The organism is Aliiruegeria lutimaris, from assembly GCF_900099935.1.
Classification (GTDB): Bacteria; Pseudomonadota; Alphaproteobacteria; order Rhodobacterales; family Rhodobacteraceae; genus Tropicimonas; species Tropicimonas lutimaris.
Genome location: NZ_FNEK01000069.1, coordinates 15,855 through 27,800, shown reverse-complemented (window position 1 = coordinate 27,800; position 11,946 = coordinate 15,855). Strand labels below are relative to the sequence as shown.

Here is an 11,946-nt window from a genome sequence, read left to right as displayed (position 1 = left end):
CAGTTCCGGCATCGTGATGTCCCCGTCCTGCCCGATGATCTCGGCGAAGAAGGCGCGATGCGGATCGAGCTTTCCCTTGCCTTTGGGACGACCTTGGGGAGCGGCACAGGCACGGCCCGTGCGCCGGATCGAGAGCGCCCATCTGGCCCCTGTTGCTGGCGACAGCTTTAACCGCAACGCTGCCGCGCGCCCGCTTAACCCTACTTCAACCAACTTCTGAAACCGCAGCCGCAGCACGTCCGGCAAAGGTGCTGACATGATCCATCCTCCCAAACAGGATGAATCACAGATCAGGCTTCAACGGAATCCCAACGATTCAGGTTTTTGGCGGTACGCTTTAGAGCCGCCTCGACCGTCGCGGGGTCGTGCCTCGACAGGATTACGCTGTTGAACAGGCAATGAGGTATTGTTGTCTGCATAAACAATGCATCGCCCGACCTCTCGTGCCGCCCTCCATCGGACAACGCATAGGTACCCCAATAGTCCATAACGCTTGCGTCCATTTGGGTAACAAGCGATCTTTCAATCACCATTTCAAAACCCTCAAACTGAACCGCTTCAGGCAGAATAGGGCGTGCTGATACCCCATCACCGAAAAGGCTGATCTGCGCATTGGAAGCTTATACAGACTTAGAAAAACAGCCATTGCCACGAGTTGAGTTGCCCATCGGCCCCGAATTGGGAAAATGACAGGATCGACTGTTTTGCAGACCATGACCGAAATTATTCAATTGACCGTACAGCGCAGGAAGCCGAGCCAGCGCTGCTGCCGGTCCACCAAATAGGTTTCCCATTGAAATGACGATCTGGACGGTTTCGAATCGCGCCGCTAGCACAGACCTTTAGCAATCCTATCGCGAAACGAGATTTTCTATCTCCGGAAGTGACGGCATTGCCGGCGCGGTACCGGGGCGCGTAACCGAGATGCCCGCTGCCGCGCAGCCAAAACGAACGGCAACGATCGCGTCGACTCCACGAGCGAGAGCGGCCGCGAGGGCACCGTTGAAGGCGTCACCGGCACCAGTGGTCTCGACCACGTCACCGACGCGGAATGCTGGAACATGAACAGTCTGTCGTGGGTCACGGTAGAGCGCGCCGTTCTCTCCGAGGGTAATGATGGCGGCGCCGACACCTTTTTCTAGGAGTGCGTCCGCAGCCCGCTCTGCGTCCGATACAGATGTTACTGCGATCCCGGTGATACCTTCCGCCTCGGACTCGTTTGGCGTGACGTAGTCGCACAGCGCGAGCATCTCCGCTGGTATCTCGGCTGCCGGCGCGGGATTGAGAATCGTCCTCACTCCGCCCGACCGCGCGACCTCCAGCGCCCGATACGCGGCCGCCATCGGTTGTTCTAGCTGCGTGACGAAGACATCGGCACTTCGGATCAGGTCGGCGCGCGCCTCTATATCGCTCACCGCGATGCGCCCAGCGGCACCGGGAGCAACGATGATGGCGTTGTTGCCCGAACCCTGCTCGACGAAGATGTAGGCCGCTCCGGTATAGCTTTCGGCATCCTCCGTGATTTCAGGGATCACGCCGGCCTTCGCCCAGGTTGCACGCGCCATATCGGCGAAAGGATCTATGCCGAGACGGCTTACGAAATGGACTTCGCCGCCGGCCATCGCTGCCGCGACGGCCTGATTCGAGCCCTTGCCACCGGGGCCTAGTGCGAAGGAATGGCCGAGGATGGTCTCTCCCATGCGGGGCTGGCGCTCGGCGCGATAGGCGGTGTCGGCGACAAAAACCCCGAGGATGACGATTTTTCCGCTCATGACGCTGACCTCACGCTTCCGGCGGGATCACGCCCTTGCGGAACAGGAAACAACCGTAGAACCGGCGCTCGCCGGTTTGGATCACGGCATAGCTTTCGCGCGCCCGGTCGTAGAAATCGAAACGCTCGATGCCGATCATCGGGCGAGGGGTCCCTTCGGCGCGGTCGATCTCTGCCTGGACCTCGGCCTGCACCGTCGGGACATTCTCGGGTTCTCCGACGACCTCCATTCGGCCGGCGAAGTCATCGACGAAGGTGTCGAGAGCCATCACCGAAAGGATGGCATTGACCGCATCGGCGGCGCTGAGGTTTTCCATCCGCAGCAACTCGCCGTAGACCGTATGGCGGGCGACCGAGTCTGACGGGAAGTTGGTGTCCGCGATCACCAGAGCATCGCCGTGGCCCATCGATCGCAAAACGTAGAGAACGTCCGCGTTCAGCCGGTTGTCGATCCCTTTCAGCATGTTTCCCTCCCATTTTCCTGCGCCGCGGACCATTCTGTTACAGTGGCGGCGAGCGCAATTCCCAGTGCCCGGTGACCGTCGGACGTCAGGTGAATTCCGTCAAGCGGGTCGACGCTAGCATATGCGCCCGCATTGACATACTTGGCTCCGACCCGGGCTGCGCTATTCGCTATGGCAGTGTCTAACGAGCGCGACTTGGCTGCTCCACCGGCGAACATTCCGGCAAGCCACCCCGTTTCCTCGATCGGTGTCGGCGCGACGAGTATCAGGTCTGGTGGTGCCCCGGAGGGGCCGGCGTTCGATGCCTGCACCACCCTTGCGAGCCGTTCTAAAGATATCCCGATGTCACTTGGCGGAACCGAAAAGCGCGCTTTGAGGTCGTTTGTCCCCAGCATGATCAGCACCAGATCGATCGGTCGGTGGCTTTCGAGTAGCGCGGGGAGCATCGCGATACCGTTCTTATGCGCCCCGTCTACCGGATCGTCATGGACGGTTGTGCGCCCAGGGTGCCCCTCCTCGATTACGTGCCATTCGTGGCCAAGCACCCCGGCCATCACGCCAGGCCAGCGTATGTCGCGGGCGTACCGTGCGAGGTCGTCCGGTCCGGACATCGGTACAGTGCCGTGCGTGTTAGAATCGCCGAAACAAAGGACAGTGCGGTCGAGAGACGGTCTCATGCGATGCGGGCGCCAGTGGTGCTGTCGAAAAGATGCACCATGCCCGGTTGCGGTGATAGCCGGACGGATTGTCCCGGGCGGAATTCGCGGCGTTCCCGCACGATCGTAGTCAATTCGCGACCGTTCGCGCGTATGATGACATGGGTCTCGGCACCCGTGGGTTCGACCACTGCTACCTCACCCTGCAAACCCTCCTCGCCAACCATTAGGTGTTCGGGGCGTATGCCGACCAGTACTTCGCGTCCGTCGTCGAGTCCGTCGGCGCCGTCAACGGCGAACTTCGCGTCACCGGTCTCGGCATAGACGGAGCCGTCGAAATTGCGCAGTATAGCGTCGAGGATGTTCATCGAGGGGGACCCGATGAAGCTTGCAACAAAAGTATTTGCCGGCCGGTCGTAGATTTCGAGCGGCGAGCCCACTTGCTCGATATTGCCACCCTGCATGACAACGATCTTGTCCGCCATTGTCATTGCCTCGATCTGGTCGTGGGTAACGTAAACGATCGTGGTTGCAAGCCGGTTGTGGAGTTCCTTGATTTCTACCCGCATCGCTACACGCAGCTTTGCGTCGAGGTTGGAAAGCGGTTCATCGAACAGAAAGACCTGCGGATCGCGCACGATTGCTCGGCCCATGGCCACGCGCTGCCGCTGGCCGCCAGAAAGTGCGCGCGGGTAACGGTTGAGGTAATCGGTCAGGCCCAGCACCTCGGCCGCCCGCTCGACGCGCGCTGCGATTTCGGCCTTGTCCATCTTCCGCATGCGCAAAGAAAAAGCTATGTTGGCGGCCACTGTCTTGTGCGGGTAAAGCGCGTAGTTCTGGAACACCATGGCGATATCACGCTCTGCCGGGGGCAGGTTGTTTACAAGACGGTCGCCTATGTGGATGGTGCCCGAAGTAATGCCTTCGAGGCCGGCAATCATTCGCAAAAGAGTAGACTTGCCGCAGCCGGAAGGCCCCACCAAAACGACAAATTCGCCGTCGGCGATGTCCACGTCGAGGCCGTGGATGACTTCGAGGGCGCCATAGGATTTCCTGAGTTTCCTGACCTTGACTTCCGCCATCCCGTCCCGTTCCGAATTTTCCCTTTCCAAACGAGTAGCCGAGCGGGGTGCGTCTGTCCACGGGCCTGTCATACTACCATGCTAGATTATTGACAGGTCACGGGTTCGTTGAGACAGTCGTCTAACTGCACGCTCTTTTTATTCAGAAGAGGCAAAGCCCGTGGGGTGTGCAGTTACCGAGCATGACATTCATGCGCCGCTGCTTGCTTCACGTCGGGCACGGCACAAGGGAGGATACATTCGTGAAAGTTGAAATCTATAACGCGATTATGCAACGCCAGAAGATGAGCCGTCGCCGGATGCTTAAGGGCGCGGCCAGCGTCGGCGCGATGGCGACATTGGGAGGTTTGTCAACCGGCGTCTCTATGCGTCCGGCTCTGGCGGCCGACGGTAACCTACGTGCCGAGATCCTGAAGATCCCCGGTGTGGGCATGGGCTCGCCGACCGATGCCGATTGGCAAAAGGTGGGCGAATTGTGCCTCGGCCCGACCAAGGAACGAGTCGCCGAAGGCGAGTTTGCGGGGGTCGAACTCACTTTCATGGGGCTCAACAACCAGAACCTGCACAACTTCCTGTTCCGTGGTTTCCTAAAGCCGTGGGAAGCGTATACCGGCGCCAAGATCAACTGGATCGATCTCGCGCAGGCCGACTACAATGCCCGGCTTCAGCAATCGATCGCGACCGAGACCGTAGACTTCGACATCATCGAGATGGGCGCGCCCTTCGAGGGCGACACCGCGGGCCGCGGTCTGCTCGACGAGATGCCCGACTGGGTCAAGGAGCAGATCGAGGCCGAGGATCTTGTGGGTTATCTTCAGCCGCCCGTAGGCACCTGGGACGGCAAGACCTACCGAGTGACGATTGACGGCGACTGCCACACATTTGCCTACCGCAAGGACTATTTCGGCGAGGGCGCTATCGGTGGACCCGACGTGCCCGACACCTGGCAGAAGGTGGATCAGGTCACCAAGGATCTTGTCGGCAAGGAGGATCCGTTGACGGGCCTCTCGGCACACGGCTATCTCGACCCCTTGAAGGGATGGGGCGGCTTCGGCATGTACTTCATCCTCAACCGCGCTACCGCCTATGCCAAGCATCCCGACGATCCGGCATGGCTGTTTGATCCCGACACCATGAAGCCCCGCGTGAACAACCCGGGCTTCGTCCAGGCGATCCAGGACGTGATGGACCTGATCGCGACCGAAGGCGCCTATCCCGCCGATCAGATCAACGCCGACCCGGGTACGACCGCGTTCCAGCAGTTCCTCGCCGGAACCGGTTCGATGTTGATGTGGTGGGGAGACGTGGGTTCCATGGCGCGCACCTCGGATACCTCGGTGGTGGGCGACGTCGCAGGCTTCGCCATCAACCCAGCCTCGGAGCGCCGTTACAACCCGGCGACCGGCGAATGGGAGGAGGAGCGCAACGAGGCGCCACAGATGGCCTATATCGGCTGGGGCGTCTATGTCACAAACCGCGTCTCGGGAGACGAGAAGAAGCGCAAGGCCGCCTGGTCTGCCGCCGCGCATTTGGGTGGCAAGGACATTTCTCTCTGGATGTCCGCCTATCCGTCTGGTTTCCAGCCTTACCGCAATTCCCACTTCCAGTACGAGGAATGGGAGGCCGCGGGCTACGATCGGGCCTATGTCGAGGACTATCTCGGCTCCAATCTCGACAGCTACAACCACCCCAACGCAGCGATCGAACCCCGGATTCCCGGGATCTTCCAGTACTATTCAGTGGCCGAGGACGAACTCGCCAAGGGCTTTGCCGGACAGTACGGCTCGGCTCAGGAAACCGCTGACGCCATCGCCGCAGCATGGGAGAAGATCACCGACCAGATCGGCCGCGAGAGCCAGATCACGCTCTACAAGGCGTCGCTGGGAATGTGATTCAGAATGCGTCGGGCCAGCAGCATTGCTGCTGGCCCGGTGATCCAAGAAATTTAGAGGGTTTGGGCCAGAGTGAGCAGTACAGAAGGTAACCAGCTGCACGTTGTGACGGCCGACAACATTTCGGACAGTCGGCGCTTGTTCGGCAGGTCGCTTATCTGGGGATCAGCGGCTTTGCTCGGCCTGGTCATCGTGCTCCAGCTCCTCGACCAGCGCGGCGGGGCGGCGCTGGGGTTCGAGACCTGGCGGCCGACGCTCTATGCCTACCTGCTTTGGGCCAGCTGCCTATGCTGGGGTCAGGTGATCCTCTATGGCGAACACGGCAAGCGGTCGCTGTTCATCCTGCCTGCGGCGCTTTTCGTCATATCGATGGTGGTGTTTCCGCTGATCTTCGCCCTCGGCATTGCTTTTTCCAACTGGAACCTTTCGTCGCCTGACGGTCGGCAATTCAACGGGCTCGACAACGTTCGCCAGATGTGGGGGGATCCGTTCTACTGGAACGCGCTGCGCAATATGGTCTGGTATGTTCTGGCAATTGTTGTCGAATACGCGATTGCCTTCGGGCTGGCGCTGTTGCTGAACGCGCAGATCCGGGCGCGGAAGTTCTTCCGCGTAGCGTTCCTTCTGCCGCTGATGCTGAGCCCTGTTGCGGTGAGCTGGATGATCGGCAAGTCGATGTTGGAAATCCGCTTCGGCCCGATCGCGCGGCTCGCGCGGGAACTCGGCTGGGACAGCCCGTCCTTCTTCGGGTCGCCTGAGATGGCACGGGCGATGATCATGATCATGGATGCCTGGACCTTCATCCCCTTCATGATGATCATGATTCTCGCCGGTCTCCAGGCGATCCCCCGCGAACTACGAGAAGCGGCGGAAGTCGACGGCGCCTCGGCCTGGCGTCGATTCTGGGAGATTACCTTTCCGCTGATGCTCCCGGTGTCGGTCACCGCGATCCTGATACGGATCATCTTCAAGCTGAAGCTGGCGGATATCATCATCAATGTCACGTCCGGAGGGCCGGGCGGCGCGACGGATTCGGTGACGAGCTTTATCTTCCGAGAGTACCGCGACCGCTCCAATGTCGGCTACGGCACGCTTTTGGCCATCGTCTACCTCGTGCTGATCGTGATTGCGATGACGATCCTGATGAAACTCGCGGACCGCTGGATGAAACCGAGGTACTGAGATGAGCGAGCAGATATTCCACGATAGCGAGAGCGACCGGGCCTTCCGCCCGAGTTGGCTGGCCAGCCGCTTGGTGATTTACGCGGTCCTGTTGCTCTGGGCAGTCATCTGCCTTTTTCCGATCTACTGGACTATCACGACTTCCTTCAAGGCGGCGCCCGACGTGATGCAGGGCAACATGGTGCCTTGGGTGGATTACACGCCGAAATGGCTCGGGATGCGATCACTTGGCCTGTCGCCCGAGACAATCTTTACGGAATCAACGGTAAGGGAGGAGTTTCTCAAGCGGTTTTGGAACTCGACGGTGGTTGCCGTTTCTTCTTCGCTACTTGCTCTGTTTCTTGGAAGCTGCGCCGCTTACGGGCTCAGCCGCTTCGATTACCGGTTCGGTTTCATGCGCAACTCGGACCTGTCCTTCTTCTTCCTGTCTCAACTCATCCTGCCGCCGGTGGTGCTCGCGCTGCCATTCCTCGTGCTCTACAAGGAGCTGGCGCTGCTTGATACGCGGATCGGGCTGATCCTGCTCTATACTCTTACCGTGCTGCCCATCGTCATCTGGATCATGCGCGACCAGTTCGGCTCGATCCCGACCGAACTCGAGGAGGCGGCGCTGGTAGACGGGCTCTCGGTGTGGGGGGCCTTCCTGACCATCATCGTCCCGATCGCACTGCCGGGTATGGTTGCGGCCTTCATCCTGTCGCTGGTGCTGACATGGAACGAGTATTTCTTTGCCGCACTGCTGACCTCCACAAATGCCAAGACCCTGCCGGTGATGGTCGCAAGTCAGACCGGTTCGCAGGGCATTTCATGGTGGTCGATGGCGGCACTCTCTTCGGCCGCGATCCTGCCGCTCATTGTGATCGGGATCCTCCTCGAACGTTTCATCATCAAGGGAATGGCGGCGGGGGCGGTGAAGTAACGTTGCGCCGGGCTATTCGAGGTTGGTGTGGTTGGCGCGCATTGCTTCAGGGGTGACGCCAAGCTGTTCGCGCAGCTTAAGGATCATGATCTCGAAGAGAAGGAACAGCGCGCCCTCGTAGACCGATTCCATCGGCAGGATGCGGCTTGCTCCGGGCATGCGATCGCGTGCCATGGTTTGCGCCGGGATGGTCAGAACCCAGGTGGCCAGTGCCGCCGAAGGGGTCTGCGGCTCCGCCGTCATGAACAGTATGTTGGCGCCTGCTTCGCGCGCGACCCGCATCAGGTCTGTGACGGTGGAAAGTTCGCCCGGCCCGGCCGAAGCGACAAAGAGATCGCCCGCGCTGACCGGTGGCGCCGCCATGTCACCGTGCATCGCAACCTCGCGTCCGAGGTGATGAAGTCGCATCGCCAAGCCCCGCAGTTGCAGCCCCTCTCGGCCGCAACCGTAGAGCACCACTCGGCGGGCGGTGGCGATGGCAGAGCAGGCGGTGTCGATCTCGGCCGGGTCGATCGCAGCGATGGCGGAGTGCAGTTCACTGATCGCGATGCCTAACTCCTTCGTCACGGCAAAGCCCCAATGTCCAGCGCATGGGCGATATCCTTTGTCTGTTCGTAGAGCCGTCGAAACAGCATGTACTGCCGGGCTAGGGTTTCGTTGTGTTCGGGGCTGACGGTGCGAACAACCGGGTTCCATTCGTCGATGTCGTTCGGGCGGGCAAGGCCCACGGCACAGGCAGCGAGAAAGGCGTCGCCGTAGGAGGCACCGACGGTCTTCTCGCAGACAATCTGCGGCACGCCGGCGATGTCGGAGGTGCCCTGGAGCCAGTTTGCGTTTTTGGTGCCGCCGCCGACTGCAAGGATACGACGCGGAGCTTGGCCGAGCTCGCTATAGGTCTCGATCACATGGCCGGTGCCATTCGCGATGCCTTCAATCACCGCACGATAAAGGTCGCCTCGGCTATGGGTAAGGTTAAGACCGAAAAAGGCACCTTTGGCGCGCGGGTCGTGGATCGGCGTGCGCTCGCCGGAGAAGTACGGAAGGAACAGAATGCCATTGGCGCCGGGTGGCGAAGCAGCGGCCTCCTCGGCCAGTGTGGCGAAGGCGGTCTCGCGCGGAAGTTCGCGGGCGAAGCGGTCACGGAACCAGTGGGTAAGCGTGCCAGAGGTGGCGAGCCCAGCCATTGAAGCGTGGCTGTTTGGGGTGAGCCAGGGCGCGTACCAGAGGCGGGGGTCGCGGACCCGCGCGTCGGTTATCTGGATGATGAAGATAGTAGAGCCGTACATCATCATCATGTCACCGCTGTTGCGCACGCCCACGCTCACCGCCTCGGCCGCCGCGTCGATCGTGCCGGCAGTCACCGGCGTACCTTCTACAAGCCCGGTCTCTGCCGCGGCCTGCGCAGTAACATACCCAGCGATTTCGGCTGACCAGAGCAGGCGCGGCAGCGCCTCCGGGGCGACGATGTCGTCGGCGAGGTCGGTTGTCCAGTCCAGCGTTGCTACGTCATAGAGCGGGCTGAAATTGGCAGCGGTATAGTGGTCGATCACGTATTCGCCGGTTAGGCGCTGGACGAGGAAGCTCGTCGAGGTGATAATCTTCGCGGTCTTGGCGAAGATTTCCGGACGGTTCCGTTTCAGCCACAGGATCTTTGGTCCGACCGATTGCGATGTGAGGGCGTTGCCGCAGCGGTCGAGAATGGTCTCTGCACCGATCCGCTCTGTCAGTTCGTCGATCTCCGCTGCCGCCCGGGTGTCGACGCCATACAGAACCCCGTTCATCAACGGCCGACCGGCGCGGTCGACCGGCAGCATGCAGGGACCGATCGCACTGGTTGCCACGCAGGCGATCTCGCCCGAGTCGATCTGCGCGGTGGCGAGCAAATCTCGTGTGATCGCGACGAAGTCTCCCCACCAATCCTCTTCCGGGCGGTGTTCGGCCCAGCCGGGACGCGGCACCAGCATCTCGTGCGGCCGTGCCGCCTGGGCGACGATCCGACCCGAGCCATCGACCAGAACGCCCTTGGATTCAAAGGTTCCGATATCGACGCCGAGCGTGTAGCTCATACCGCGCCCCCGACACGGGAAAGATCGAAGCCGGGCCCGATACGGGCGAGCATCTCGTCGAGAAGGCTTACCAGCCCGTCGAGGTCACGCATGTCGCAGACCTCGAGCGCCGAATGCGAATAGCGCATCGGGAAACCCAGATCGAGCGATGCGACACCCTCGCCGACAAGCTGGACATAGGACAGGTCGGTGAGGACTCCGGTCTGGGCCGAGCGTTGCAGCGTCACCTCGCTGGCCTCCGCCGAGTCCTCGGCCAGCCGCACTAACGCCGGGTGGGGGATCACGCCATTGAGCGTGCCGCGGCCATGGAAGGAATAGAGGCTCATGCCCGGCCCCTCGCCGAGTTTCATCTCGCCGAGATCTCCGGCGTCAGGGGTGTCGGAGGCGAGCATAAGGTCGATTTGGAGCGCGATGTCGGGGTTAAGCCGCTGAGCCAGCGGCAGCGCGCCGCGCAGGTTGAACTCCTCCTGCGTGGTGAAGGCAACGTGGACGGTTGGGCCACCTTCTCGCGCTGCAAGCCGTCGTGCGATCTGGATCAGCGCGGCACAGCCGGCGCGGTCGTCGACGCTGGTGCCGGCGACACGGAACTCCCCGAGCGCCATCGCACGCGGGGCGTAGACCACGGGTGTTCCAATCCGCACTCCTGCCGCCTTAGTGTCCTCCGCCGACGCGAAGCCGGCATCGACATAGAGGTCTCGGTAGCGAACGACCTGATATTTTTCCTCGGGGCTGGTGGCGTGGTGACTCTTGTTGGCAATTACCCCCGGCACGTCGCAGCCGTTTTCAACGCACACCAGCACAGCCTGCGCCGCAAGCGCGCGTTCGGGCACGCCACCCAGCCGCTCTAGTCGAAGAAAGCCGTCGGACTCGACCTTGCGAACTACGAACCCAAGTTGGTCCATGTGGGTAAAGAGTAGCACCGATGGGGCGCCGGCTTCGCCCGGAAACGTCGCCCAGAGGTTTCCCATGCGGTCGGTCTGGCCATCTACGCCGGCTACTTTGTGCAGCCAGTCGGCGATACGGTTGCGCACACGGTCCTCGTGACCTGCGAGGCCCGGGGTTTCCATCAGGTCGGTTAGCACCTTGCGCAGCGCGTCGGTCATGTCTCTTCCCTGGCTGCGCGGGCGCGCGCCATGAAATCGGCAGCCCGCTCCGGGTCGACCGGGTTCCAGGTGTTGCCATCCACTTTGAGTGCCGACCCGACGACGCAGCCGTCGGCGACTCTCAGCACCTCGGAAACCGTGTCTTGCTTCACCCCGGTGTTGGCCATCACTGGTGTCTCTGGCAGCACGGCCTTGACCGCTTCGAGGTCCGAAAGCGCCGCCGCTTCGCCGGTGATCTGGCCCGAGACCAGAACCGCGTCCGGGACGGAAGAGAACACCGCGCTGCGCGCTCGGTCGGGTAGGGGGCGGCGGTCTAGGCTGTCGGCAAATTCAGCCGAGACGTTGTAGAGCATCAGGCAGTCGTCCCGCCCGAGCCGGTTGCGATAGCGCATCGCGGCACCGGCGTCGGGAGTCCAGGGCCCCATGTCGGAGGCGTAAGTTCCGGTAAATATCTCTCGAACGAAGGCCGCGCCTGTGGCAGCGGCGAGGGCCACGGTCGACATTGGATCCCAGAGCACGTTGACGCCGAAGGGAACGGTGATTTCGTCCTTTAATTGGCCAATCACGAAGGCCATCGTCGCGGTCGAGGCGGTGTCGACGGAAAACTCGTAGGGTCGGTCGTTCTCGTTGCCGAACATCACCGCGTCGAAACCTGCCGCCTGCAGCGCTTTGAGGTCGGCCCGGGCTGCCGCTACGAGGCCATCGAGGCCGGCCTTCGCGTCGTGGAGCGGAGCTCCGGGTAATGCGCCGAGGTGAACCATTCCGATCACCGGTCGGGACGTCGCGAACACGCGTTCGAACTTTTTCATCA

The 11,946-nt window shown here is 61.6% G+C and carries 11 protein-coding genes and 1 pseudogene; 3 read left to right on the top strand and 9 right to left on the bottom strand.

What is annotated here, in order from left to right; translation table 11 throughout:
• From BLR85_RS22455 to BLR85_RS22430, 5 genes and pseudogenes are all read right to left on the bottom strand, one after another.
• Positions 1–258 (bottom strand): annotated as a pseudogene (locus BLR85_RS22455) (transposase); the annotation flags it as partial.
• A gap of 593 nt (positions 259–851) precedes the next feature.
• Entirely contained in the window at positions 852–1,772 is a 921-nt protein-coding gene (locus tag BLR85_RS22445; RefSeq protein WP_093162695.1) for a ribokinase, read from the bottom strand.
• Positions 1,773–1,782: 10 nt separating this feature from the next.
• On the bottom strand, positions 1,783–2,235 hold the full coding sequence (locus BLR85_RS22440; protein WP_093162692.1) for an RbsD/FucU family protein: 453 nt from the start codon (positions 2,233–2,235) through the stop codon (positions 1,783–1,785).
• Positions 2,229–2,912, bottom strand: coding sequence for an SGNH/GDSL hydrolase family protein (locus tag BLR85_RS22435; protein WP_093162689.1), 684 nt, complete (start codon positions 2,910–2,912; stop codon positions 2,229–2,231). The genes BLR85_RS22440 and BLR85_RS22435 overlap by 7 nt, the downstream gene beginning before the upstream one ends.
• On the bottom strand, positions 2,909–3,973 hold the full coding sequence (locus BLR85_RS22430; RefSeq protein ID WP_093162687.1) for an ABC transporter ATP-binding protein: 1,065 nt from the start codon (positions 3,971–3,973) through the stop codon (positions 2,909–2,911). Before BLR85_RS22430 ends, BLR85_RS22435 begins: the two co-directional genes overlap by 4 nt.
• 242 nt (positions 3,974–4,215) lie before the next feature.
• On the opposite strand from BLR85_RS22430, the gene BLR85_RS22425 reads away from it, so the two are divergent.
• The 3 genes from BLR85_RS22425 (at position 4,216) to BLR85_RS22415 (ending at position 7,966) form a co-directional block, all read left to right on the top strand.
• Complete coding sequence (locus tag BLR85_RS22425; RefSeq protein WP_093162704.1) at positions 4,216–5,865, top strand: substrate-binding domain-containing protein; 1,650 nt, start codon at positions 4,216–4,218, stop codon at positions 5,863–5,865.
• A 174-nt stretch (positions 5,866–6,039) separates the two neighbouring features.
• On the top strand, positions 6,040–7,047 hold the full coding sequence (locus BLR85_RS22420) for a carbohydrate ABC transporter permease (RefSeq protein ID WP_244520832.1): 1,008 nt from the start codon (positions 6,040–6,042) through the stop codon (positions 7,045–7,047).
• 1 nt (position 7,048) lies between these two features.
• Positions 7,049–7,966: a carbohydrate ABC transporter permease gene (locus BLR85_RS22415; RefSeq protein WP_093162681.1), complete on the top strand. Its 918-nt coding sequence runs from the start codon at positions 7,049–7,051 to the stop codon at positions 7,964–7,966.
• 12 nt (positions 7,967–7,978) lie between these two features.
• Here BLR85_RS22415 and BLR85_RS22410 read toward each other — a convergent pair whose 3' ends face one another.
• The 4 genes from BLR85_RS22410 to BLR85_RS22395 are packed head-to-tail and all read right to left on the bottom strand — an operon-like array spanning position 7,979 to position 11,944.
• Positions 7,979–8,533 carry an SIS domain-containing protein gene (locus BLR85_RS22410; protein WP_170844705.1) on the bottom strand — a complete coding sequence of 185 codons (555 nt, stop codon included), beginning with the start codon at positions 8,531–8,533 and terminating at the stop codon, positions 7,979–7,981.
• Positions 8,530–10,032, bottom strand: a complete 1,503-nt coding sequence (locus tag BLR85_RS22405) for an FGGY-family carbohydrate kinase (protein WP_093162677.1) — start codon at positions 10,030–10,032, stop codon at positions 8,530–8,532. Before BLR85_RS22405 ends, BLR85_RS22410 begins: the two co-directional genes overlap by 4 nt.
• Complete coding sequence (locus BLR85_RS22400) at positions 10,029–11,135, bottom strand: M42 family metallopeptidase (protein WP_093162674.1); 1,107 nt, start codon at positions 11,133–11,135, stop codon at positions 10,029–10,031. The genes BLR85_RS22405 and BLR85_RS22400 overlap by 4 nt, the downstream gene beginning before the upstream one ends.
• Positions 11,132–11,944, bottom strand: coding sequence for a BtpA/SgcQ family protein (locus tag BLR85_RS22395; RefSeq protein WP_093162671.1), 813 nt, complete (start codon positions 11,942–11,944; stop codon positions 11,132–11,134). The genes BLR85_RS22400 and BLR85_RS22395 overlap by 4 nt, the downstream gene beginning before the upstream one ends.
• Between the last annotated feature and the right edge of the window lie 2 nt (positions 11,945–11,946).